19 protein-coding genes are annotated in these 25,251 nt (G+C 61.6%); 18 read left to right on the top strand and 1 reads right to left on the bottom strand.

Annotation, left to right across the window (positions count from 1 at the left end; genetic code table 11):
• Positions 1–18 precede the first annotated feature (18 nt).
• Positions 19–6,141, bottom strand: coding sequence for a cell surface protein SprA (gene sprA / locus NUW13_08220; GenBank protein ID MCR4439011.1), 6,123 nt, complete (start codon positions 6,139–6,141; stop codon positions 19–21).
• Between the two features lie 567 nt (positions 6,142–6,708).
• Between sprA and NUW13_08215 the strand changes: the two genes are divergently transcribed.
• The 18 genes from NUW13_08215 to NUW13_08130 all read left to right on the top strand — a co-directional run bounded on the left by NUW13_08215 (position 6,709) and on the right by NUW13_08130 (position 25,248).
• The gene (locus NUW13_08215; GenBank protein ID MCR4439010.1) at positions 6,709–7,329 is read left to right on the top strand and encodes a TetR/AcrR family transcriptional regulator; all 621 of its coding nucleotides are present in this window, start codon (positions 6,709–6,711) and stop codon (positions 7,327–7,329) included.
• A gap of 40 nt (positions 7,330–7,369) precedes the next feature.
• Entirely contained in the window at positions 7,370–8,005 is a 636-nt protein-coding gene (locus tag NUW13_08210) for a hypothetical protein (protein MCR4439009.1), read from the top strand.
• Between the two features lie 43 nt (positions 8,006–8,048).
• Positions 8,049–9,434 carry a TolC family protein gene (locus tag NUW13_08205; GenBank protein ID MCR4439008.1) on the top strand — a complete coding sequence of 462 codons (1,386 nt, stop codon included), beginning with the start codon at positions 8,049–8,051 and terminating at the stop codon, positions 9,432–9,434.
• A 24-nt stretch (positions 9,435–9,458) separates the two neighbouring features.
• The gene (locus tag NUW13_08200) at positions 9,459–10,553 is read left to right on the top strand and encodes an efflux RND transporter periplasmic adaptor subunit (protein MCR4439007.1); all 1,095 of its coding nucleotides are present in this window, start codon (positions 9,459–9,461) and stop codon (positions 10,551–10,553) included.
• A 1-nt stretch (position 10,554) separates the two neighbouring features.
• Positions 10,555–13,668 carry an efflux RND transporter permease subunit gene (locus tag NUW13_08195; protein MCR4439006.1) on the top strand — a complete coding sequence of 1,038 codons (3,114 nt, stop codon included), beginning with the start codon at positions 10,555–10,557 and terminating at the stop codon, positions 13,666–13,668.
• A 12-nt stretch (positions 13,669–13,680) separates the two neighbouring features.
• The gene (locus NUW13_08190) at positions 13,681–13,974 is read left to right on the top strand and encodes a hypothetical protein (protein ID MCR4439005.1); all 294 of its coding nucleotides are present in this window, start codon (positions 13,681–13,683) and stop codon (positions 13,972–13,974) included.
• A 102-nt stretch (positions 13,975–14,076) separates the two neighbouring features.
• Positions 14,077–14,301: a 50S ribosomal protein L31 gene (gene rpmE / locus NUW13_08185; GenBank protein MCR4439004.1), complete on the top strand. Its 225-nt coding sequence runs from the start codon at positions 14,077–14,079 to the stop codon at positions 14,299–14,301.
• Between the two features lie 63 nt (positions 14,302–14,364).
• Positions 14,365–15,324, top strand: coding sequence for a DUF1385 domain-containing protein (locus NUW13_08180; protein ID MCR4439003.1), 960 nt, complete (start codon positions 14,365–14,367; stop codon positions 15,322–15,324).
• Between the two features lie 30 nt (positions 15,325–15,354).
• A complete protein-coding gene (gene prfA / locus NUW13_08175; protein ID MCR4439002.1) occupies positions 15,355–16,434 on the top strand; it encodes a peptide chain release factor 1 in 1,080 nt (359 codons plus the stop codon).
• Positions 16,361–17,323, top strand: coding sequence for a peptide chain release factor N(5)-glutamine methyltransferase (gene prmC / locus NUW13_08170; protein ID MCR4439001.1), 963 nt, complete (start codon positions 16,361–16,363; stop codon positions 17,321–17,323). The genes prfA and prmC overlap by 74 nt, the downstream gene beginning before the upstream one ends.
• Positions 17,320–18,714 carry a phosphomannomutase/phosphoglucomutase gene (locus NUW13_08165; GenBank protein MCR4439000.1) on the top strand — a complete coding sequence of 465 codons (1,395 nt, stop codon included), beginning with the start codon at positions 17,320–17,322 and terminating at the stop codon, positions 18,712–18,714. Before prmC ends, NUW13_08165 begins: the two co-directional genes overlap by 4 nt.
• Before the next feature lie 111 nt (positions 18,715–18,825).
• Positions 18,826–20,556, top strand: a complete 1,731-nt coding sequence (locus tag NUW13_08160) for an NAD-dependent malic enzyme (GenBank protein MCR4438999.1) — start codon at positions 18,826–18,828, stop codon at positions 20,554–20,556.
• 65 nt (positions 20,557–20,621) lie between these two features.
• On the top strand, positions 20,622–21,278 hold the full coding sequence (locus NUW13_08155; GenBank protein ID MCR4438998.1) for a hypothetical protein: 657 nt from the start codon (positions 20,622–20,624) through the stop codon (positions 21,276–21,278).
• A gap of 67 nt (positions 21,279–21,345) precedes the next feature.
• Positions 21,346–22,662 carry an extracellular solute-binding protein gene (locus NUW13_08150; GenBank protein ID MCR4438997.1) on the top strand — a complete coding sequence of 439 codons (1,317 nt, stop codon included), beginning with the start codon at positions 21,346–21,348 and terminating at the stop codon, positions 22,660–22,662.
• Positions 22,640–23,554: a sugar ABC transporter permease gene (locus NUW13_08145; protein MCR4438996.1), complete on the top strand. Its 915-nt coding sequence runs from the start codon at positions 22,640–22,642 to the stop codon at positions 23,552–23,554. Before NUW13_08150 ends, NUW13_08145 begins: the two co-directional genes overlap by 23 nt.
• Positions 23,551–24,354, top strand: coding sequence for a carbohydrate ABC transporter permease (locus tag NUW13_08140; protein MCR4438995.1), 804 nt, complete (start codon positions 23,551–23,553; stop codon positions 24,352–24,354). Before NUW13_08145 ends, NUW13_08140 begins: the two co-directional genes overlap by 4 nt.
• Positions 24,355–24,391: 37 nt before the next feature.
• Positions 24,392–24,613: a cold shock domain-containing protein gene (locus tag NUW13_08135; protein ID MCR4438994.1), complete on the top strand. Its 222-nt coding sequence runs from the start codon at positions 24,392–24,394 to the stop codon at positions 24,611–24,613.
• Positions 24,610–25,248 carry an isochorismatase family protein gene (locus NUW13_08130; GenBank protein MCR4438993.1) on the top strand — a complete coding sequence of 213 codons (639 nt, stop codon included), beginning with the start codon at positions 24,610–24,612 and terminating at the stop codon, positions 25,246–25,248. The genes NUW13_08135 and NUW13_08130 overlap by 4 nt, the downstream gene beginning before the upstream one ends.
• Positions 25,249–25,251: the final 3 nt, after the last annotated feature.

The following is a 25,251-nucleotide window of genomic DNA, read 5'->3' as shown; positions in this document are numbered from 1 at the left end:
TCTTCTGCCCACCATGGTTCAGTTGCCGCGGATGGAGATGTTCACATCCAGAGCCAGCTCCTGGATGGAGCTGTCGCCAATGAGCTTGTTCTTGGTCTTGCCCACCTCGAAGGAGACGCCGCCCCGCACGCGATTGCTGAACGCGTAGGTGAGCTTGGGCATGAAGCTCCACTTCTCGGTGCGGGCCGTCTCCTCGAAAATGCCCGCAGCCTTGCTCTTCTCGGTGACGTTGCGGTTCATGTTGAACGTCACTGACAAGTCGACGTTGTTTTTGAGCACCGCATTCTTGAACGGCCAGACCGGCAGGGGGATGCGGAAGTTGCTGCGTTTGGAATAGTTGGTGGTAAAGGTGATGTCCATCGTCTGCGTGCGCGTTTGGCCTTTGCTCACCCCCATGCTCTCGCTCAGGTTCTGCCCCTTGTTGAAGCGGAGCGTGCTGGTCATGCCGTTCTTCCAGGTGATGTTCATGCCAATCAGCGGACGGAAGTTTGCGTCATAGTCCTTGCGCGTCTCTTCGCGGATGCCGCGCTCCAAACCCCAAGTGCTGCGCTTCTGACCGGTGAAGCCGTGGTCAAGGCTCACCGACTGCGCCATCTTCTTGAAGAAGAGGTACCGCTCGAAGCCCCTCCAACGCACCGTCCACTCCGGCAGAGGAAGATCGGTGTTCCCCGACCGAAACCAGTTCTGCGATTCGTTGCCGGTGACGGTCGTGGTGCGATTCACCGTGGAAGACTCCGAGTACTTGACCGTGATGGTTATTTGCCGGCTCGGCTTCAGCCCGCTGCTGAAGTTGAGGCTTTCGGTCTCGGAACGGGAGCCCCTGTTTGACCCGACATTCTGCGCGGCCACCGGCAGGCCACAACTATCCGAGAGGCCGAACTGGAACTGCCAACGCGGCGTGCCCGGCGCTAAGCCATAGAGATTGGTGCTGGTGCGCTTGCTGTAACTGACGCTTATCGGATCGACCATGCCAAATACCTTGTGCATGGTGTCGAAGAGGTTGAAGCTGCCGCCACTCTTCTTTGGCTGCTCTGGCTGCGGCTGTTTGGAGCCGGGGGGCTGCCGCGAGGGTGGCGTCCTTCCAGGGACCGGGCGGGTGGGCGGAGCCGACGGCCGGCGGATCGACGTCAGTAACTGGCTGAGATTCACCGAACCGGAGGCCGTCACCGAAGCGTTGGTCGAAGCGCTGCGACCCAGATCCCTCTGCTGCTGGTTGTAGTTGTAGCGATAGTCGGAGTTATAGTTGAGGCTGTTGCTGAGCCAGGTAAAGATCTTGGGGTTGTACTGCACCTTGAAGTTCTGGCTCACAGCAGTGAGAACACCCAACTTGCCGCGCGACCATTCCTCCCGCGGCACATTGCGCAGATCGCTGGTGTGGGAGCGGCCATAGTCCAAACTCAGGTTGTCGAAGATGCGCATGCTCGCGTTGGCATCGCGCGTGACGTTGAAGACGTTGTTGTAGGACTCGACACCACTCCGCGTGCGCGAGTACATGGTAGAGCGGGTGCCCGAGACCTTTAGACCGATGACTGCTGGGGTGTAGTACATCTTGGTCACGCTGAGCTTCTTGAGGACCGGCACGCCGGCAAGCCAGGAGAAGGGCTGGAAGAAGTTGTCGCGGCCAAAGGTCAAGTTGTACCTCATCCCGCCGGTCTGGTTACGATTGCGGGAGATGGCCGTCTGCGAATTGCTCCCTTCATCTGAGCTCTCGCTGTAGTTGGCCGTGATGTTGTCGATGGTATGCTTGACGAAAAAGTTCCGCGACTTTTCCACGCGCCGAAAGGACACGCCGAAGCCTCGTCTGGTGGACAGAGTCTTGATGGCCGAGAGGGTGGAGTCGGGCGTGCGGTCGGTGACCTCGATGTCGGTGCCCGGTACGTATTTGGGGATGGCAGCACTCTCCGAGTAGTTCACGTTCACAGGGATGCTGATCCCCAGCGACTGCGGCAGGAGTTTATCCAGCGCCAGGCTCCCGGTGAAGTTCATGCCTGTGCGGTTGTCACCGGAGCCGAAGCGGGTGTTCACATTGTGAAAGTCGGCGTCCTGCCGGTTCACTTGCGCCGTCACCCGTGCCAAGTCCGCCAAGGCGAAATCCACGCTGGCCCTATAGGCCACGCCGCGGTCCTTCTTGACGTTGGACAAGCGAAGCTCGTTGATCCAGATCTCGCCGGTGAACGGTGTGACGTTGGGTACTTTCGTCCCCTGTTGCTCTGCAAACGCGAGGTTCTCCACCCCTGCCACCAGGATGCGCACGTTGGTCAGCGAAGGGCGGCCTACAATGCGCAAGCGCTTGCCGTCTGGCAAGTACTTTTCGAACACCGGCGACCCTTGCGTGCTCAGCGAGTCAACTCGGTTCGACGGGTCGAGCTTGATGGCGCTGAGCTCAAGCAGGTCCACCTCAATCTCATTGCGCCGGTCCCAGCCCGGGTAGACCGGCTCTCTGATCTCGTAGTAGTTCTTGGCGTCGGAGCCGAAGCGCAGGAAAAAGTGGATGAGGCTCTGGTCAGAGCGGATGTGAATGCCGTAGGGGTCCTTGCCGTAGACGAACATCTTCATCGTCTTGTAGTGGATATAGTCCTCGGGCTGGTAGAGGCTCTTCTGGATGATGCCATTGTACCCCGGCTGCAGCTCGGTCACCTTCAGCACCAGCGACTGCTCGCGGGCAATGGCCTGGGTGATGCGGTCGCGCACTCCTTCCACACCAGGGGGCAAGTTCTCCTTGTACTCCGGATTGTCGTGGGTGTTGACCACCGTCACCACCACGGTGCTGTCGTTGCGGGCGTCGTATTGCCCGGGAGCAGAAGGTCCGGCCACGCCCTGCTCTTTCCAGTCGCTACCCACCAGCTTGAGCTCCGCGATGCTGATGTACACCGGCTGGTGATTGGGCACGCCGTCCACCCACACCCGCATGTATTCCACAAGGGAAATGTCGGGGTTGCCCACCACGCGGCTGGGCTGATCGAGAGGGATGCGGTACTGGCGCCAGCCATGATCCTCGTCAGGGGGAAGCCCTTTGCCGCCCACCATGTACACGGTGTCCGGGCTGGACTTGTCTAAGGAGAAGGAATACTCGAAGTAGTCGTTCCTGAGGTCGACGTCGCCGTTGCGGTTGATGTCCTCGGTGTCCGGGTAGCGACCGCCGGTGTCGTTTTCGTTCCCCTCGTAGCCGTTGATTTGATCATAGTCGGGAATACCCGGCTGGTAGTGAAAGTCGTCGTTGCTCCATGGTTCCCCGTAGTCTCGCACCCCGTTGCCGTTGATGTCCCAAAAGTCGCCCCCTGCAGCGCGCGCACGAGGGTCGTTGTTGGCCATGCCGTCCAGGCCAACGTCCTCCCCAGGATCGAGCACGCCGTTGCGAATGCCACCCACGGCGCGGTCTTCGGTGTCCAGGCGACCGTTAGGGATAACGTCCTCCGACACCTGGCCAAGGTCGACGTGCAGCACCCCGACGTCGCCCTGCACCCAGATTTCCAGAAACTTGCTCTCGGTCTGGTCGGCGTAGCCGGAGGAGAGGGCGCGCTGAATGCCGGCCCACGACTCGGCACTGGGCACGCTATCTGCCGGCGAGAAGCGCAGGGTGAGCACATTGACGCGCTGTGGCACGTTGGGATTGACGTCCTTAGTCGGCCAGATGTACTTGATAGGCACCTGATTGTAGGGATTGTACCAGATCAGGCTGCCCATCTTCGCCAGACTCACCTCGCCATGCGGCGCGTACTCCTTCTTCTGCAACGGCACCGAAGCAGGTGTCCACCCACGCCGATCGATGCCGATGATCGTCTCCCGCTTCGACCCCTCGAAGTCGTCGATGTAGGCAACCCCGTCGTTGTCCCCAGTTTTTTCGTTGTTGACCGTATTGGGGTTGGGGAAAACCTGCGCCATTTCGGCTTCGATGTTCAGGGTCGACGGAGCCTGGGTGTTGACGAAGGGCAAGGCATTGGCCAGGGTCGTCAGGAAGTTAGGCTTGAAGCGCAACTGCGTGTTCAGGTCCCAGACGAAATTCTGCATGGGGCCACGGCCCACGCGAATCTTCTGCTCCAAGGTGCGCTCGCCGAGATAGAGGGCCGTGCCGCCGATGAAGCTATCCTGCCAGAGGTCGTATTGCGCGCGCGCGCCCAGGATGGTCTTGCGCTCGATTTGGAACATCTGGTTGCTCTCGTAGGTGATCTCCACGTCCGCCGAGGGCTGCGTCGCCGCCTCGTTGAGAATCAGCAACTTGCCTGACCAGTAATCGATGGTGTAATCGCGGTCCTTGACCAACTTGACCCCGTTCAGGCGCACCTCCTCGGAGCCCTCGATGACGTTCATGCCCAGGTCATAGTCCGGCCTGCGGATCTTTGAGGAGACCTCGATGTAGAACTTGCTCTCCTGCGCGATGTAGGACTGCACCGTGGTGTCGTAGATGGCACGCGTGCGCTTGTCATTGGGCAGCTCGGTGGGACCAAGGGGATCGAATGGACGCAGGTCCGGGAAGATGAGCTCGCCGCGCGCCAAGTTGATGATGTTGGCGTTCATGTCGATGCGGTTGTCGGGATTGGGCGAGCCGGTTTGGTCCACCCTGTCCAGGCCGAAAATCTGCAGGTACGACTTGACCTGGCCGCTCTTGGTGGGCCCGGCCTCTTGCGGATCGCCGGAGGGCGGCTTGTAGTAAATCTTCAGCTCAAAGCCATCTTCTGCAATGTTGCGCGAGCCGAGGTAGTAGACATTCCTCCATTCCAGAATCCACGTGGGGTGCGCAGGCCGAGAAACGCGCGGCTTGAGCAGGCGCAGAATGATCGGCTTTCCCGCCTCCGGCTGGTAGTTGATGTCGCCCACGATGCGCCCGGAGGAGTCCTCGTAAGCCACCGCCAGCACCTCGCCCTGGCCCAGGGGCACCATCATCTGGACGTAGCCAAGGTCGCGCTCCAAGAAGTAGTCGGTGTTCTTCTCCAGGCGTCGGAAGTAGCCGGTCTCGATGAGCTGTGTGTTGGTGGTGTCGATCTCGAAGGTGAAATTGGTGGTGTCGATATCCATGCCGGCAAAGCCGCGGATGGAGTCGGAGTAGCGGGTCTCATACCCGGGCTCGGATTTGTACAGCTCCAGCCGTTTAATGGAGCGCGGCGGGTAGAAGCGGTGCCGCCCCTGCTCGTCCACGTCGGGGAACTGGCGATAGTAGTATTCGTCCAGGAAGAAGTAGGTGCCGCGGCGGTACTGATAGTCCTCGATGCGCTGCTTCTCGCCCTTGGCACCGCCGCTCAGCGAGATTTTGTTGCCCTGCCCCTTTTCCTGGCTGGCGATGGTGGTCAACTTCAGGCGTCCGACCTCCATGTCCGCCCGCACGCCAAAGAGGCCGGTGTTCTTGCCGCTGAAAGTGACAAACTGCGTGGCAGGCAGAGACAGGCTGATATTCCCGGCATCAATGCTCTTGACGATCTCGTCATCGACGCCCTGGTAGCGGAGAGAGATGGCGTTGTCGAAATCAAAGGCGCGCTCGCTGTCCTGGTCCACCAGGACCTTTACCTTTTCGCCGATGTGGCCGCTCACATTGAAGCGCTGCGTCTGTTCCATTTTGAAGTTATAGTCGGAGCCGCGGTTGAGGGCGGTCTTCACCTCGCTGCGCTTCTCATGGCGAAAGCCACCCTTGATGGAGATATCGCCGGTGACGTCCAGGCCGACCCGCCCACCGCCGAAGATGCGCTGGAATGCCTGGCTCTTGATTTCCACCGGGATGTCGATAACGATTGCCCCGGCCCCGGTGCGGCCTCCTGGCCCTTGGATGGCGGGCCCCTGCACCACCCGCTCCTGCCAGAGCCTGTCCCGCTCATTGCGCGCGCGGACTTGCACGTACTCGCTCAGGGTGAGGTAGGCGGGCAGGGCAAACGGGTAACCCGACAGCTCTTCGGAAATGGCGATGTTCGTACCGGTGGAGTCGATGCGCACTTGGCGCTTCAAGGAGGGCAGGTTGACCTTGAGCAGACCGGAGGGGACGGTGTCCAAGGAAAGGCCTACCGGCTTGTTGCTCTCCCTGAGTAGGGCGACGCGCGGGTCAATTTGCGAATAGAAGTGGAGCCCAATGGTGGAGGGGTCGTTACCGGCGCGGGCGGTGCTGCGTAGGCAGACCACGGCGCTGCACGCTACAAGGAGCGCACTCCACACCCCCATGCGGCCGTTTTGCTGTTGGGAGCAGAGGCTCATGTGCAACGAACCAAGAACCGGAAACCTGGCAAGCCACTCGTGGCAGCGGTTCAGAGAAGCCTGCATGCCTGCGTTTTAGAACCACGTAACAAATGGCTCGGCGACGCCTCCCAACTCTTGGTCCATTGCGGAGAATGGTGCCTTAAGCTTCTTTGCGGTTGTAAAGTTAGCGAAAATGAGGGAAAGAATCAAGGGGAAAGTGGGGAGAGATCAGGGGTCTGGCCCGCAGGTTGCTCATGGCGAGTCGCCCTTCACCGACGGTGGAATGTGGCTATTGTGAGTTGGCATGTGCACCTTTTCCTCGGGTGAGGTGGTACGACAACTCCTCCACAGGGTCACAGTCCTCGCTTGTCCCAACCTCCCAATTGAGTGGCTGCTGCGCTGTCAAAAAAGCGACGACGCAAAAAAAAACCTTGATGTTGCGCTGGAGTTTGTGTATATTTGCACCCAACTGACCGGTCAGTCGGTAACCGGATAGTCAGTCAATATGACCGCCCTTTCGAGCCGGTTCAGCAAGCGGAGGAAAGCCAAGACGTGGGTACAGAAGACCGAAAGGAGCGCGAACGGCAGGCGCGCCGCGCAGAGATCCTGCGCGCCGCCGAAGCGCTCTTCTCAGAACGAGGCTTCCACGAAGTGAGCATGGACGCCATAGCCGAACGCGCCGAGCTGTCCAAGGGTGCCGTCTACCTCTACTTCTGCAGCAAAGAGGAGCTCTTCTTCACCCTCATCCGCGAGACAGCCCAGAACTTTCTCGCCGCGCTCGAGAGCGCTATCGAGGAGGCCGGCTCCTTCGTGGACCGGCTGACCAACGTAGTGCGGCGCTACTTCGCATTCTTCGAAGAGCACCGCGCGTTCTTCAAGCTCATCCATTCGGAAAAGTCACGCATGGACGCGCTGGTGGCCGATGAGTTCCGCCGCGAAATGGCCAACCTGTTTGGCAGCTTCATCGCCTTCTACGAGCGCGTCATGGAAACGGGAAAGCGGGAAGGGGTGCTGCGCGATGTCCCGGCGCTCCACTTGGTGCACTGCCTGAACGGAATGTTGGACTCCTTTGTGTTTCACTGGGTCTACGCCGGCCCTGAGACGGGCCTGGTGGAAATGAGCGAGGCGGTGCTTGATCTATTTCTCCACGGGGGCGGGAAACAAAAGAGATGACCGGGCGTATGATAGACCTACACTCTTTGCGGAGGTCACGATGAACAAAAAGCTGTTCTGGTATGGAGTCTTGAGTGTTGCATTGCTCGCCGAGGCACAGTCCACGGTTGCTGGCGGGCTCGGGGTACGCGGCGGGATGTTGACGCCGGTGGCTGGGTCCTACAATGCCACCCTTAGCACCGCCGAGCTTCTCGACCGCGGCAGTAGCTACGGCCTCTTCCTGCGGCAGCAGGTGGGGAAGCACTACGGGATAGAAGCCGCAGTCGACCTGGGCTGGGCGGCGTTTGCGCCGGAACACCGGCAGGAGCAGGGCATGACGCCCCACTTTGTGCTGCCCGCGGTGACGTTCAGCAACGTTTTGCGTCTTCCGCTGGGGCCCGTGGCCCCCTACGGCGTGGCTGGGGTGGGCATCTTCCCCTGGCGATTCACCCGCGACGGGCTAAACGGCGATCCGGTGAGCGTGGAAGGGGAGGCGTTGCAGAAAATGAGCGCCGGGATTACGGGCGGAGCGGGCATAGAGCTGAGGCTCACCAGGTGGCTTTCCCTCTTCGGCGAGGCGAGGGTTGCCTCCCTGCTCTCCCGGGACCGGTTCTTGTTCGGTGAGCACTTTAGCGAGCAGACTATGCTCACTGTGAATACCGGAGTCGTCTTCTCCCCCTGGGGGCAGCGAAGGTGACCAAGGCGAAGGCAACGAATAACCTAGCGAGTGTGAGGTGCTCATGAGGAACGGTTGGTGGCTTGTGGTTGCAAGCGTGGGGCTGGTGTTCTTGGCCGCCTCTGGCACGTTGGCGCAGGAGCGCATGGCCTTGGACATGCAGGAGAGCATCGAGCTGGCCTTGAGCCAGAACGAACGCTTGACCGTGGCGCGCGAGCGTGTGGGCGAAGCCGCAGCCAAACTGGGCGAGACCAGAACCGGCTTCTTCCCCCAGCTTCGTGGCTCTGCCAATTACAGTCGCCTCGACGTCGCCCCCTTCATGCCGGGAAGGATCTTTGAGGGCATCTCCAAGAGCTTCCCGCAGATACCGGGCATGCCGGCGCAGCAGTTCCCCAAGCGCATCCCGGTGGGGCGCGACGAGATCGTGGGGATCGGCGTCTCCCTGCAGCAACCCCTGTTCACCGGCGGCCGACTGTACAACGGCTACCAGATGGCAGAGGAGGGGCTGAAGATGGCCGAGGCGAGCCTCAAGAAGGAGCAAGGTGACCTGATTTTCGAGGTCAAGCAAGCCTACTGGGGAGCCGTCAAGGCGGGCAAGATGGTCGAAGTTGCCCACCAGGGCGTGCAGCGCATGGAAGCCTACGTGCAGGACCTGCAGAACATGTACGAGGTCGGCATGCTCACCAAGAACGACCTGCTGAAGGCGAAGGTGCAGCTATCCAACGTGCGCCTCATGGAGATTCAGGCGCAGCATGGGCGCCGCCTGGCCATGGGGGCGCTGTGCCTGCTGTTGGGCCTGCCGGTGGACACCGAGCTCGAGTTGACGGAGCAATTGGAACGCATGCCCCCGGCGGAGGTCGACCTCGAGCAGGCGCGCCAGTTAGCGCTCCGCCAGCGGCCGGAAGTGCAGCTCATGGAACACAATCGCCGCCTGAGCGAAAAGGCGGTGCAGGTGGCCTCTGCAGGATGGCTGCCATCGGTGGCGCTGGTGCTGGACTATGGGTACAAGCGCCCGGACCGCGAATACAACCCAGACTTTTATGCCACCTGGACCGCTACCGTGGCGGCACAGATCAATCTGTTTGACTGGGGCGCCACCCGGTACAAGAAAGAGCAGGCAGAACGCCAGCTGCGCCAGGTGCAGGCAAACACGAGCGCCCTCAAGGACGGCATCGCCTTGGAGGTGACGCAGGCCGCATTGGCCATCAACGAGGCCAAGCAGAGCCTGGCCTTGGCCGAGGAGAACGTGCTCCAGGCGGAGGAAAACTACAAGGTCACCTTGGACAAGTTCCACGAGGGGATGGTGACGAACACCGAGGTGCTGGATGCCAATTCGCTGCTGGTGAAGGCAAAGACTGACCATGTGTCTGCCTTGGCAGACTATCAGATTGCCTTAGCGCGTCTTGATCGCGGCTTGGGGCGCTTTGCTAATGAACAGAAGGAAGATTAGCTGCTGGAGAGCATGGAGGAACCTATGAGAGGAGTCTGTCTCACGGCAATGGCCGCGGCCCTCGCTTTGGTGGTGGCCGCAGGTTGTGCCTCGAAAGGAGATTCGCGAGCGACCGAAACCGCCATCGTCCGGGTGAGGGTGAGCCCGGTGACCAAGGGGTCGATCAGAGAAGTGCTCACCTACATTGGCAGCATCGAACCCTATCGCGAGATGCGCGTGGTGCCCAGCGTGGGGGGCAAGATTGCCAGGATCTATGTGGACATCGGCGACCGCGTGGCGGCGGGACAGACGCTCGCCGAACTCGACAACGAAACCTTCTCCCTGCAACTGCAGCAGGCGCAGGCAGGACTGGCCGTTGCCCAGGCCAACTTTGACGACGCCGAGCGCAACTGGAACCGCATGCAGGAGCTGAAGCAGAAGGGCTCGGTGAGCGAGCAGCAGTACGAGAAGGTGCAGCTCGCCTATCAGGCCGCGCAGGCGCAGTTGCAGCAGGCACAGGCCGCCTTAGCCCTGGCCCAATGGCAACTTCGCCACTCGGTGATGAAGGCTCCCTTTGCCGGAGTGGTTACCGCCAAGTACATGAACGAAGGCGACATGATCAACCCGCAGATGCCCGGCGCGCAGGGAGTGGTCACCCTGGTGGACCTGTCGCGTGTCAAGATCCGCATCAACGCCTCGGAAAGGGAGGTGACCAAGCTGCGCGAGGGGCTGCCGGTGGAGGTGCGGGTGGATGTTTTCCCCGACCAGGTCTTTGCCGGCGAGGTGTCGGCGGTGAATGCGGCGGCCAACACAGCGACGCGCACCTTTGAAGTGCAGGTGGTGGTGCCAAACCCACGCCTGGAGCTGAAGGCTGGCATGTTCGCCCGCGTTGCCGTGGTCGTAGCCTCCAGGGAGGAAGCGCTCGTGGTGCCGACCGACGCGTTGCTCGGCACAGAGGTCGAGCGTTACGTCTACGTGGTCGAGGATGGCATTGCCATGCGCAAGGGGGTACGCGTCGGCATCATGCAGAATGGGCTGGCCGAGGTGGTGAGCGGGCTCCAGGAGGGTGACCAGCTGGTGGTGGTTGGCCAACAGATGCTCCAGCAGGGCTCGCGCGTGACCGTGGAAGGAGGGGAGTAGCATGAACCTTCCAGAACTGGGTGTACGCAGGCCTGTTACGACTATTGTCGTCTTTGTGGTCATTCTCATCCTGGGACTGGTGAGCCTCTCCCAGTTGGGGATCGACCTGCTCCCGGACATTACGCTGCCGGCCGTCTCGATCACGACGACCTATCCGGGCGCCGGTCCGGAGGACGTGGAGACCCGCGTCACCCGGCTGATCGAAGACGCGGTGAGCACAGTGCCGAACGTGGACAAGGTCACTTCCACCAGCCAGGAGAACATCTCCGCCACGGTGGTCTACTTCAAGTGGGGCACGAACATCGATGCGGCAGCCATGGACGTGCGCGACAAGTTGGGCTTCTACGCGCCATTCTTGCCGGAAGATGCCTCTGACCCACTCATCTTCAAGTTCGATGCCTCGCTGATGCCCATCCTGTTCTTGGGCATAAGCGCCGACGAGAGTTTTCCGGAGTTGCAGAAGTTGGTGGACGACAAGCTCTGCGACCCCATCCGGCGCGTGGCAGGAGTCGGCTCGGCTACCGTGTTCGGAGGCCTGGAGCGCCAGATTAACGTAAGGGTGGATGCGGCCGCCTTGCAGGCCAGAGGCCTGTCCATCGACATGGTGACACGCATGCTGCAGGCGGCCAACATCAACCTGCCTGCGGGTTCTTTGAAGGCAGGCAGCAAAGAGTACATCGTCCGCCTGCCTGGTGAGTTCCGCACCGTGCAGGAAATTGGCGACGTAGCCATCGGCACCGTGCGCGGCGTGCCCATCTACCTGCGCGACGTAGCGACCATCGAGGATGGTTACGCGGAGGTCACGCGCGTGAGCCGCATGGACGGTAAGCCCAGCGTCATGGTCATGGTGCAGAAGCAGTCCGGCGTCAACACCGTTGCCGTCACCAGGGAGGTGTGGAAGACGATCGAAGAGATTCGCCCTTCCTTGCCCAAAGATGTGGAGGTGAAAAGCGTCTACGATGGCTCCACCTTCATCAAGCAGTCCATCGCCGGGCTGGCGACGACGCTCATCTGGGCGTCGATCCTGGTAGTGCTGGTCGTATTGCTCTTCCTCCGCAACTTGCGGGCGAGCTTGGTCATCGCTTTTGTTATCCCCTTCTCGCTGGTGACTGCCTTCATCTTGCTGCGGGTGGCCAACTACACCATCAACATCATGTCGTTGTCCAGTGTGGCCATCGCCATCGGCATGGTGGTGGACAACGCCATCGTGATTTTCGAGAACATCTACCGCCACCGCACCGAACTGGAAGAAACGCCAGAGGAAGGCGCGGTGTTTGGCGCACGCGAAGTAGCCATGGCGGTGAGCGCTTCGACTTTGACGACGGTGGTCATCTTCGTGCCGTTGCTGTTCGTGCAAGGCATCGCCGGCATTCTCTTCCGGCAGCTCGGCTACGTGCTCATGTTTGTGCTGGGGGCGTCGTTGTTCACTTCTTTGTACCTGGTACCCATGCTTTCGGCCAAGTTGCTGCGCGTGCGCACCAGCAATGGCGGCAACAGCGAGGGCTTTTCCGGCAAGCTCTATGCGCGCAGTGAGCAGGCGTTCCGGCGCGTGGAGGAAGGCTACCGGAGGCTGTTGGGCTGGGCATTGCGCCACAAGCTGGTGGTGATACTGGCCGGTCTGGGGATCTTCATCCTCAGCCTCGGCATGCTGCGCTTCGTCAACACCGAGTTCTTTCCCCAGACCGACGAATCTCAGTTGCGGGGATACATTGAGCTGCCGGTGGGGACCAACTTGGAGACCACCGATGCGGTGATGCGGCAGGTGGAGGAGATCATTGCCAAGGAGGTGCCCGAACGCCAGGTCATCATCGCCCGCTGCGGCACCAGCCGCTCCGGCATGGGTGCCAGCATGGCACAGAAGGAGGGGAACAATGTCCTTTCTGTGCAGGGCACTTTGGTACCGCGAGCACAGCGGTCGGCCAGAGATCGCGAAATCGGCCAACGCCTGAGCAAGGCCTTGCAAAGGATCCCGGGCATCAAGACCGTGGACTTTAGCCCCACTGACCCTTTCACGGCGATGCTCGGGGGCGGCAAGCCCATCGAAGTCGAAGTGTACGGCTATGACCTGGCGACGACCGAGAGCGTCGCCAGACAGATCCAGCGGATAATGAGCGAAATCAAGGGTACCACGGACGTGGTGATTTCGCGCGAGGAAGGAAAGCCGGAGTACTGGGTGGTGGTGGACCGCGCCAAGGCTGCAGCCCTCGGGCTTTCCGTAGCCCAAGTGGGCATGGCCTTGCGCACCAGCTTCTACGGCAGCGACGTGGTGAAATATCGCGAGGCAGGAGAGGAGTACTCCGTCTTTGTCCAGTTGCGGGAGGAGGACCGCAGGGCCGTGGAGGACATTGGCGACGTGTCCATCATGGGGCCCACTGGCACGCTCATCCCCCTGAAGAGCCTGGCCACCGTCGAGAAGCATGTGGCGCCGGTGAAGATCGACCGCAAGAACCAGCAGCGGCTGGTGACCGTCAGCTGTGGCATAGTCGGCCGCTCGAGTGGCGCAGTCGGCAGGGATCTGACGAAGGCTCTGGCGAAGTTGCCCCTGCCGCCCGAGGTGGAGGTCAAAGTGACCGGCGCCGTGGAACAGCAAGCCAGCTCGTTCAAGCAATTGCTCTTTGCCATGGCGTTGGGCATTCTGCTGGTCTACTTGGTGATGGCCGCCCAGTTCGAATCCCTCATCGACCCGTTTGTCATCATGTTCTCGGTGCCATTTGCGGTGGTGGGGGTAATTTGGGCACTGCTCATCACCGGTACCACGCTCAGCGTCAATGCCTTCATCGGCATGATTATGCTGGTGGGCATCGTGGTGAACAACGCCATCGTGTTGGTGGATTACACAAACCTGTTGCGCGCCCGCGGGATGGCCGTGGCCGAGGCGGTGCAGACTGCTGGCCAGCGGCGGCTGCGGCCGGTGTTGATGACTGCCACCACCACCATCTTCGGCCTGCTGCCCATGGCGCTCAGTCGTGCCGAGGGCTCGGAGACCTGGGTGCCGCTGGCCGTCGCCGTGATCGGCGGCTTGGTTGTGTCGACGGTCATTACCCTGGTGTTTGTGCCCACGTTGTATTCCATAGCCGAGGCACGTCTGAAGCGGGCGCAGGCCCTGCACCGTTAAGGGAGAGCCGAAATGGACAAGATGCTGATTGTGATCTACAACGACGCCTTGGAACGGGCGGTTTTGGATTGCATTGAAGAGTGCGAAGTCTGTTGCTTCACGTTGATCCCGAAGGTCTTCGGCCGGGGCCGCACTGGCGGGGCGCGGCTCGGTACCGCAGTGTGGCCCGGCGAGAACGCCATGTTGCTCGTGGTCGATCGGCAGGAGCGCATAGAGGCCCTTCTGGAGCGAGCCAAGCAGCTGAAGACACGTCACCACGGTAAGGGCGTGAAGGCATTCGTCTTAGGGGTGGAGGAGAAGGTGTGAGCCTTTGCCCGCCCCGCGCGGTGGGATTTTCCGCTTGCATTCGTATCATGCTTTTGCTATATTTACGCCGCGCAACAGAGCCGCGGAGAGGAGGTTGAGACGTTGAAGAAGGATATCCATCCGGAGTACAAGGTCAGCACGGTGAGGTGCGCCTGCGGCAACTCGTGGCAGGTGCGCTCCACCTTGGGCGACATGAAGCTGGAAATCTGCTCGAACTGTCATCCGTTCTTCACCGGCAAGCAGAAATTGGTGGACTCGGCCGGTCGCGTGGAAAAGTTCTTGAAGAAGTACGGGCGCGGCAAAGAGGCTGAGCAGCACGATTCTTAGCACGTTGGCGGAGAAAGAGACGGAATGCGCCGGGGGCGTATTCCGTTTTTTGCTTAAATGAAGATGAACTCTGAGCAGACGCAAGTCCCCTCCGTGGGGGGTCAGGCAGTCATCGAGGGGGTGATGATGCGGGCACCGGGTGCTGTGGCCGTGGCGGTGCGCCGCCCGGATGGCAGCATCGTCTATCGTCTGCGCCCCTTCCGCTCGTTGACCGAACGGAGTAAACTCTGGGGCGCTGCCCTGCTGCGCGGGGGAGTGGTGCTGGTGGAGTCGCTGCTGCTCGGGGTGGAAGCGCTTACCTTCTCCAGCCGCGTGGCAATGGGCGAGGATGGTCAGGCGGAGTTCGGGAAGCAAACCCTTTGGAATCGTTTGCTCACGGTGCTTACCTTCGGAGTGGCGGTAGCTATCGGCTTGGGGCTGTTCTTCTACCTGCCCCTGCTCGTTGCCCACTTGACCGGCGTGCGCTCAGGTCTGCTCTTCAACCTCATCGATGGGGTCGTGCGCCTGGGCCTCTTTGTGGCCTATTTGCTGGCCATCTCGCAGTGGAAGGAGATCCGCCGTGTGTTCGAATATCACGGCGCTGAGCACATGAGCATCCATGCCTACCAGCAGGGGGGAGAATTGTCGGTGGAGGAGGCCAGCCGCCACGGGCAGGCCCATGCACGATGTGGCACCAGCTTCCTGCTGGTGGTCGTCATGGTCAGTGTGCTGGTCTTTGTGATGTTGCCGCGACCACGCAGTCCCTTGGACCCGCTGGTAGTGGTGCGTCTGCTGTTGGTGCCGCTCATCGCCGGCTTGTCGTACGAATTGCTGCGGCTCGGTGCCAAGTGGCCGCGCAACTTTTTGCTGCGGCCGCTGGTGGCGGTGGGCATGTGGCTGCAGGGCTTGACCACCCGGGTGCCCGATCGGGGGCAGCTGGAGGTCGCGCTGGTGGCCCTGAGGAGCGCACTGGGACAGGACGTGTCGGCGGTGGCTACCGCGTATGCCGACGGAGGGGAAGAGCCGGCCCGGAGTGCTGCCTGAACATGGCTGGTTCATGAGGAGTGGCGCGTCATGCTCGATAGATTGCGGCGATTGGAAGAACGATATCAAAAGGTCATGGAGCTGCTGGCCGACCCGGCAACGCTCAACGACCGGGAGCGGTACCGGCAGTTGGCCAAGGAGGAGCGCTACCTTGGCCCGCTTGTGAAAAAGGCTGCTAAGTATCGTGCGGTGTTCCAGCGGCTGGAAGAAGACCGCCGCGTGCTTGCCGAGAGCGAAGATGAGGAGCTCCGTGCCGTGGCCAAGTCGGAGCTGGACGAGCTCAGCGAACTGGCGGAGCGCCTGGAGGAGCAAATCAAGATGCTGCTCATTCCTCCAGACGAGCAGGATTCGCGCAACGCCATCGTGGAGATCCGCGCCGGCACTGGCGGCGAAGAGGCCGGCCTCTTCGTAGGCGACCTGTACCGCATGTATAGCCGCTACATCGAAGACAAGGGGTGGAAGAAGGAGGTGCTGAGCTCGCACCCGCAGGGCATCGGTGGGTTCAAAGAGATAATCTTCCTGGTCACAGGGCCCGACGCCTATGGTACCCTCAAGTACGAGTCGGGCGTGCACCGCGTGCAGCGCGTGCCGGTGACCGAGGCCAGCGGTCGCATCCATACCTCGGCTGCGTCGGTTGCTGTGCTGCCGGAGGCGGAGGAGATCGACATCCAGATCGATGCCAATGACCTGCGCATCGATGTGTTTCGCTCCTCCGGACCCGGCGGGCAGAGCGTCAACACCACCGACTCGGCGGTGCGCGTCACCCACTTGCCCACGGGTTTGGTGGTCACCTGCCAGGACGAAAAGTCCCAGCACAAGAACAAGGCCAAGGCTTTGAAAGTGCTCCGCGCTCGCCTGTACGGGTGCAAGCTGGAGGAGGAGCGGGAGAAGATCGCCGCTAGCAGGCGTTCCATGGTGGGCTCCGGTGACCGCAGCGCTAAGATCCGCACGTTCAACTTTCCCCAGAACCGCGTCACCGACCACCGCATCGGCCTCACTTTGTACCGGCTGAACGAGATCCTGCAGGGCGACCTGGATGAGCTTATCGAGCAGCTGCGCATTGCCGACCGAACCGAGAAGCTCAAGGCCGAGTTCCCGGTCGGGAAGTGACGGGACCAGCGTTGCTGCCCTCCTCCGCCAGGCGCGCGACTTGCTCCGCAGAGCCGGCCTGGACAGCCCGGAGGGTGACGCCGAGCGCCTGTTGCTGCACGTGCTCCGTTGCCAGAGAGCCGACCTTTATGCCACACCTGAGCGCTGCCTGGATCGGCGACAGCGCCAACAGTTTGCCCGTGTGCTGGCGCGGCGACTGGCGCGCGAGCCGCTGCAGCACATCCTCGGCGAAGTGGACTTTATGGGGCTGACTTTGTCTGTCTCGCCGGCAGTGCTTGTTCCCAGGCCGGAGACCGAGACGCTGGTGGAGAGAGCGGTGGAGTTCTGCCGCCAGACCTTCCCAGCAGGCAGTCTGCTGCGTTGCTTAGACGTTGGCACGGGGTGTGGGAATATCGCCGCGGCCCTGGCTACCTTCCTGCCGGACAGCGAGGTTGTGGCAGTCGACTGCAGCAGGGCAGCGCTGGCGGTGGCGCAGGCCAACCTCCGCCGGTTGCGCCTCGGCCAGCGAGTGCGCCTTGTTCACGCCGATCTCCGCCAGCCTGATTTTATCCGGAAAGCGGGACGTGCCTTTTCCCTGGTAATTGCCAATTTGCCCTACGTGCCTACGGCCTCCCTTCAGGCCTTGGCTCCGGAGGTCAAGGACCATGAGCCGCTCCTGGCCTTGGACGGCGGCCCAGACGGCCTCGACCTCTACCGCCGCCTCATTCCTCTTTTGGCGCACCTCCTGAGCGCGGGCGGGGCCTTCTTTGCCGAGATCGGCGAGGGCCAGGGACGAGAGATGATGAGACTGCTGGCACAGGCAGGCCTGGTGGACATCGCCCTCTTGCCGGACCTGGCGGGAAAGGAACGAGTGGTCATTGCACGAAAAGGAAGAGAGGAAGCCCAATGATCAATCCGGCCATCTTTCGCGAGTACGACATCCGTGGTGTGGTGGAGAAGGACTTTGACGATGCGACGGTGGAAGCGGTTGGCAGGGCCATTGGCACGGCCATGCGGCGAAAGGGGGTGGCACGGGCCTCGGTGGGAAGGGACGTGCGCCTCAGCTCCCCTCACCTGCAGGAGGTGTTAGTTGCGGGCCTGGCCGCGACAGGCTTGGAGGTGGTCGACATCGGCATGGTGCCCACACCCGTGCAATACTTCAGCATCCTGCACCTGGAGCTGGGCGGTGGCGTCATGGTCACCGGGAGCCACAACCCCATCGAGTACAACGGCTTCAAAATTTCCTTGCACGACCCCAAGCTGGGTCTGGTCTCCATGTACGGCGCCGACATTGCGGCCTTGGCTAGGCTCATCGCCGACGAGGATTTCGAGAAAGGAAAGGGAAGAGTTGTCTCCGAAGATGTGCTGCCCGCCTACATCGCCACGCTCAAGGAGAAGCTCCACTTCGCGCGGCGGCTGAAGGTAGTGGTGGACGCCGGCAACGGTACCGCTGGGCCCCTCGCCCCTCAGCTGTGGCAAGATCTGGGCATGGAGGTTATCCCCCTGTACTGCGAGCCGGATGGACGCTTTCCCAATCACCTGCCTGACCCCACGGTGCCGAAGTACGTGGTGGACCTGCAGAAGACGGTGGTGGCCCACAAGGCCGATCTGGGAATTGGCTATGACGGCGACGCTGACCGCATCGGCGCCATTGACGACAAGGGCCAAATAGTCTTCGCCGACCGGCTCCTGGCGCTCTTCAGCAAACAGGTGTTGGCCAAGAACCCTGGCGCACCCATCGTGTTCGACGTCAAGTGCTCCCAGGCCCTAGTGGAGTTTATCACGCGCTACGGTGGCAAACCGGAGATGTGGAAGACTGGCCACTCGCTGCTCAAGGCCCGTATGAAAGAGTTGCACGCGCCCTTGGCAGGCGAGATGTCTGGCCACATGTTCTTTGCCGACGACTACTTCGGCTACGATGACGCACTCTATGCCTCCGGGCGCTTGCTGCAGATTGTGGCGGAAGAGGGGCGACCGCTGTCAGAGGTTGCTGCGGAGATTCCTCATTTCTTCGCCACGCCGGAGATCCGCGTCGCCTGCGCCGACGAGGCCAAGTTCCGGGTGGTCGGGCAGTTGGTGCAGCGCTTCAAGGCCAGCTACCAGGTGATCGACATTGACGGGGCACGCGTGTTTTTCGGCGACGGCTGGGGGCTGGTGCGCGCCTCCAACACACAGCCCGTTCTGGTGTTGCGCTTCGAGGCGCGGAGCCAGCAGCGCCTCGAGCAGATCATCGAGCTGTTCAAGAAGGAGTTGCGCGCATACCGACAAGTGGAGTTTCGCGACGAGGATTTTGCGTTCTGAACTGGGCACTTTTTGACTTGACTTTCAGGATTATTTGTCTATCTTAGCGTATAGCCAGCCGCGCAGAGGTGCCTAAGCTGACGCGCGAGCCGTACTACTGTTGGAGGAGCGATGCTCAAGTATGTGAAACAGCGAGACCCCTTCACCGGAGAGGAGTACATCGAGGTACCGTTCAAGGGGCACCGCCTCGTGGAGCACCCCATGTACAACAAAGGCACGGCCTTTACCCAGGAGGAGCGTGAGGCGCTCGATCTGGTAGGGCTCTTCCCGGAGTTAGTTGCAACCTTGGAACTGCAGTGCACCAGGGCGTACGAGAGCTTTTGTGCCAAACCGAACAACCTCGAGAAGTACATCTACCTCATTTCTCTGCAGGATCGCAACGAGACCTTGTTCTACCGCCTGCTCCTGGACCACTTGGAGGAGATGCTCCCCATCGTCTACACTCCCACCGTGGGCGAAGCCTGCCTGGTGTTCAGCCACATCTTTCGCCGGCCACGGGGACTGTACGTGTCGGCGAACAACGTGCACAAGATCGACAAGGTGCTGGCCAATGTCCCTTTCTCGAACGTGTCGCTCATCGTCGTCACCGACGGCGAGCGCATCCTGGGCCTTGGTGACCAGGGCGCAGGAGGGATGGGTATCCCCATCGGCAAGAGTAGCTTGTACGTGGCAGCCGCAGGCCTGCACCCCGCCTTCTGCTTGCCGGTGCTCATCGACGTGGGCACTAACAACGAAGATGCACTGCGCGATCCGCTGTACATTGGCCTCAAGCAACGCCGCTTGACCGGCGACAAGTACGACCATGTGATCGAGCAATTCGTGATGGGGGTGCGCCGCACCTTTCCCAACGCGTTGCTGCAGTGGGAGGACTTTGGCAAGCACAACGCCTTCCGGCTCCTCGAACGCTACCGCGAGCGGATCTGCTCCTTCGATGACGACATCCAGGGCACGGGCGCGGTGACGGTGGCAGCCCTGCTGGCGGCCATGCGGATCAAGGGCGAAAGGCTGCGCGACCAGCGGTTCGTCATCCTCGGCCAGGGGCAGGCGGGGATCGGCATTGCTCGCCAGATTCACACCGGCCTGATGGAGGAGGGGCTGAGCGATGCCGAGGCCAAGGCCCTGATCTTCGGCCTGGACAAGGACGGCCTGCTGGTGGAAGGAATGCAGGTATCAGAAGAACAACGCCCCTGGCTGAAGCCTCGGGCGGCCATTGCCGATTGGCAATTGAGCGACCCCAACCACATCGGCCTGTTGGACACGGTGCGCAACGCGAAGGCAACGGTGCTGATCGGCGTCACCGGCCAGGGCGGCGCATTCGACGAGGCTGTGCTGCGGCAGATGGCGGAAAACTCTCCGCTGCCGGTGATTATGCCCCTTTCTAATCCCACATCAAAGTCGGAATGTACCCCTCAGGTTGCCTTCGAAGTGACCGGCGGTAGATGCCTGTGCGCCACTGGAAGCCCCTTCCCGCCGCTTCAAGTGGATGGGAAGAGGCGCGTGGTTTCCCAGTGCAACAATCTGTATGTGTTCCCAGGGATGGGACTGGGGGCCCTGGTCTCTGGGACGCCGAAGGTGACGGACCAGATGTTCATGGCCGCCTCGCGCGCCTTGGCCGACATGCTCACCCCGGAAGAGCTGGCCAACGGACAAACCCTGCCCCGGATTTCCGACATCAGGCGGGTATCTGCCTTAGTGGCCCTGGCGGTGGCTAAGGTGGCGCGTGACTCCGGGCTAGGCATGCGCCTGGACGACGAAGGGCTGCTGCGGGTCATCACCAACGCCATGTGGGAGCCGAAGTATTTGCCTTACCGCTACGTGCGGCCTGAGCCCGTGGTCTACTGAGAAAGAGGTCTGCCTCCGGGAGCCACGGACTTGGGGCTAACGAAATAAGCCAAGAGGAGGTGACAATGCGCGTCCGCACTCCGCTGCTGATGGGGTTGGTCATGGGTGGCGCCATCGTGCTGTCCTGTGCGACCACCTACCAGGGCCTGGTTGAGCCGACCTCGGAGAACTCGGTGCTGGTGGTTGGTGCTGCCTTCGTGGTGAACAACTATTACAACGAGCGCTTCGAGATCTACCGTCCAAGCATCGAAGTGGCAATCATGGGCAAGGTGACCCAGAATGGCAAGGAGCAGATCAAGGGCTACTGGACGCAGACCGACGAGAACGGCTACTTCGCCTTGGCCAATGTACCGCCCGGACAGTATGCCCTCAAAGGAATAAGGTTCACCCTTTCCACCGGCGACCTGCTGACGATCAGCAACCCGTTGCGCTTCTCCGGCAGCACGTACATGCTGCAACCTTCGTCCAAGACCATCATCCTGTTCGACGGCGACTACTTTGCCTTTGAGCCGAAGGGGCGCGTGGTGAACATGCTCACCAACCGCTTCATCATCGACCGGGCCACTGACCGCACCCGGCACGTGGAACATGAGGCGGCCTCGGAGGTGCGGGAACTGAAGAGCCCCACGGGTCAAGTGTGGACCTTCCCCAAACCGCCGGAGTACTTTATCCAGAAGTATCCGCAGAGCGCCTGGGTTCCGGCCCTCAAGGCGCTGCTCTAAGGTGTCGGCTCGGCAAGCACGCCGTGCTCCCGGCTGAACACAGAGCTGTCCATCGCCAAGAGCGCCCATGCGACGCCTGAACGCCATACTCTTGTGCATCGCGCTTGGGCTCAGTTGCCACAAGTCGTCGCCACAGAGAGTCGTAAAACTTGCCCACATCTACGACCCGGTAGGGGGAGGTTCGGCCAAGGCCAACTGGGAGTGGCTCAGCAAAGCCATCGCCGACTTTGAGCGGGACCATCCGGGGGTGAAGGTCGAACACGAGCAGATGAAGTGGGATCAGATCGACAGCAAGTGCATGGCCGACTTTCGCGCAAGGATCCCCCACGACGTGGTGTGGAGCTCGCCCCAGCTTCTGGCCAAACACGCGGCAGTGGGCGACCTGCTTGACCTTTCTCCCTACTTGCACTGGTCAGCGGAGGAGATCGCCGACTTTGCCTGGAATCCGGTGTGGAATGTGGGTGAGCGGGATGGCAAGCGCAGTGCGGTGTCGCTGGGTGCGCACACGCGCGTGGTGGCCTACCGCCGTGACCTGTTCCAGCAGGCGGGGCTGGACCCCGACAGGCCGCCGGAGAACTTGGACGAATTGGTTGAGTACGCGCGCCGCCTGACCAGGGATACCGATGGGGACGGCAGGATCGACCAATGGGGTTTGGGCATGTACGTGGGTCCGTCCAGGGCCACCATCGAAATCTATTTCGCCCCCCTGGTCTGGCATTTCGGCGGCACCCTTTGGGATGAGCAGACCAAGAAGGCCGTCTTTGCCGATAGCGCCGGCGTGCGTGCAGCCCAGTTCTTGTTCGACTTGGTGCACCGCTACAAGGTCACCCCGACTTTTGTCACCAGCGGCACGTACGACGACGTCATTCTCAAAGGCTTCTTTGACGGCAAGTTTGCCATGGCCTGGGGATGGGGCAGCTACTGGATTCAAGTCTTGGAGGAGAAGGGGTGGATTGTCGGCACCTTTCCACCAACGGCTGAGGTAAAGACGCCGGTCGCTGGCGTGTTTGAGACACCCACGCGCACCAGGGCCATGTTTACCAACGCGTGGACTGTGTCCCTGCACGCGCTGTGCAAGGAACCCGCGTTGGGTGTGGCTTTGATCGAAACGTTGCTCCGACCAGAAACCTTGCTCTCGTTCCCCGATGCGGGCCTGCCCACGCGCCTCTCGGCCTGGCAGCGACCGGAGTTCCAGACGCCGTTCTACCAGGTGTGGTTCCGCGCGGCGGTGCATGGGGAATCGATGCCGTACACGGCCTACTACGACGAGCTGGCGAACACCGTTGCTGCTGCGTTGCAAGAGGTTTTGGTGAAGAAGGCCCCAGTGCAACAGACGCTACAGCGTTTCCAGAATGAGTACAATGCCCGATACGCCGGTGAGTGACAAGTCGCGCCCAGGGCGTCGGGAGCCGCGGCGGAGGGAGTGGCTACCGTATGCCCTCCTGGCGCCGAGCGTGCTCCTGCTTCTGTTTTTCATGATCTCCCCCGTCTTTTCTGGGGCAGTCTTGAGCCTATTCAAGACGGCGCTCAATGGGACGACGAGCTTTGTCGGCGGCGCGAACTATCGGCTGCTCCTGAGCGAGACGCGTTGTCGCACCAACCTCACCCTTTCCTTGCTCTACGTGCTTGGGAACCTCTCGTTGTCGCTTCCCTTTTCTTATGCGGCGGCGCTCTTGATTACCAAACCGTTCAGAGCAGCGCGCGCCCTGCGCGGCATCTACCTCTTGCCCTGGATTGTGGCGCCGGTGGTGAGCGCCCTGCTCTTCCGCTCCTTGGTGGATCCCACCTTTGGGCCACTCAGTTGGGTGGTCGAGAAGGTCACCGGCCAGCAGCACGTGATTCTCACGGAGCCAACCTTAGCCATGGGGACCATCATCCTGCACAGCTTCTGGCGCTCGTTCCCGTTCATGATGCTCTTTCTGGCCGCCGGCATCGCCAGTATCCCGCCGGAGGTGTACGAGGCGGCAAGAGTGGACGGCGGCAGCAGGTGGACGCAATTCCGCTACTTGACTCTGCCGCTGACCAAGGTGCATCTCGGCGTGGTGCTCGTGGTGATCACCATGTGGACCCTCCAGGACGCAGAGACCGTCTACGCCATGACCGAGGGTGGGCCGGGCTACAGCACGGAGGTGGCGGCGGTCCGTCTTTTCAAGATGTCCTTCATCAACTTCGACCTGAACGGCGGGGCGACCATCGGGATTGTTTTGGTCATCGTCGGGGTCCTGTTCATGCTCGCCTATCTGCGTTTGACCGGAGGACTGCGGGAGCCACAATGAGAGCGCGGCGCGACCTTCTGTTTTGGTGTGGCGCAGTCATCGTGCTGGCGGTGACGCTTTTCCCCTTCTTGTGGGGACTGCGCACCTCCTTTGTGGGGCAGTTCGAGTACCGTCTCCTGCCGCGCACCTGGACGCTCGAGCATTACCGGATGTTGCTCGGCCGCCCGGCTTTCCTGCTCTACTTGCGCAATAGCCTGGTGGTCTCGGTGGGAGCGATTGCCATCACTTTGATTACCTCGCTCCTGGGCGGTTATGCCCTGGCCCGCTTCCGCTTTCGGGGACAGAGCCTTGGGGTAGTGCTCATGGTGCTACCCTTGCTGCCGCCCGTGGCAGTGTTGGTGCCGCTCAGTGCCTATTTCAACAAACTTGGACTGTACAACACCCTTTGGGCGGTCATCATTGCCAATGTGGTCTTTAACCTGCCGTTCACGGTGTGGATGCTGCGCAACTTCATCGCGGCGACTCCGGTGGAGACGGAGGAGGCGGCGATGCTTGACGGCTGCTCGCGCTTAGGAGTGCTCTTCCGCGTGGCCGTTCCCATGGCCGCGCCCGGCATGGTGGCTGTGGCCGTGTTCGTGTTTATCAACTCGTGGAACAACTACCTGTACTCGTTCGCCTTGACTTCGTCGCAACACCTGCGCGTGTTGCCGCAGGGGATTCTTTCGTTTCTCGGCAGTTGGGGAACCTACTGGGGAGGACTGACCGCAGCGGGGATGGTGGCGTTGCTGCCGCCCATCACGCTCTTTTTCCTTTTCCAGAAGTGGTTCGTGGCCGGCGTTGTCGGCCAACAGTTGAAGTAAGCTTTGCCAACTGCGGCTGTGTACAGGAGGGAGGGCCATGAAATACGGAACGGTGAAAAAGTGGGACCCAGTGCGGGGCTTTGGCTTCATCCTGTCCGATGACGATGAGGACCTGTTTGTGCACGTCAATGACCTGGACCCGCGCGTGCGCTCCGGTGGGCTGGAGGAAGGGCAGCGCGTGGCATTCGATGTGCGGCGCGAGGCGAAGGGCGATCGCGCCATCAATGTCCGGGTCATCGGCAAGGGACGGGAAGAGTGACCAGGCAGGAGCTCCTCAGCATTGTGCCGGAGGCGGGTGCCGCTCCCACGCTTCCGCGGCCGGCGCATGCCGCGCTTCTGGTGATCGACATGCAGGAGGAGTTTCGTGCGGTGGCCATGCCGATTCTTGCGCCCTTGCGCGGCGTGATTGATGCATGTCGCGCGACCTCGGTGCCGGTGGTGTTCACGCAGCATGGCCACACCGATCCTGCCCGCGACGGGGGGATGCTCAGCCAGTGGTGGGGGGAGCTCATCATGAGAGGAAGCCCCGGCTGGCAATTCCTCCCCGAGGTGGCGCCGCTTCCCGAGGAGTTGGTCGTAGCCAAGACCCGCTACAGCGCCTTCTTTCGCACGTCCCTGGGCCGGGCTTTGCGCTCCTTGCGGGTCAAGGACCCCATCATCGGCGGAGTGATGAGTAACCTCTGCTGCGAGACGACCGCCCGCGACGCCTTTGTGCGCGACTTTCGGGTCTTCTTTCTGGTCGATGGCACTGCCACGGCAGACGCTGCGTATCATCACGCCACTCTGCGCAACTTGGCCTACGGCTTCGCCTACCTTGTCACCTGCGAGGAGATTGTGCGGGCCTTGCGCCAGGCGACTGGCCCGGTACACACGTCGACACCTGAGTCGAGCTGAGGT

Source organism: candidate division KSB1 bacterium, from assembly GCA_024655945.1.
In the GTDB taxonomy this organism is placed as follows: Bacteria; Zhuqueibacterota; Zhuqueibacteria; order JANLFK01; family Oleimicrobiaceae; genus Oleimicrobium.
This window is presented reverse-complemented; position numbering and strand designations above follow the sequence as displayed.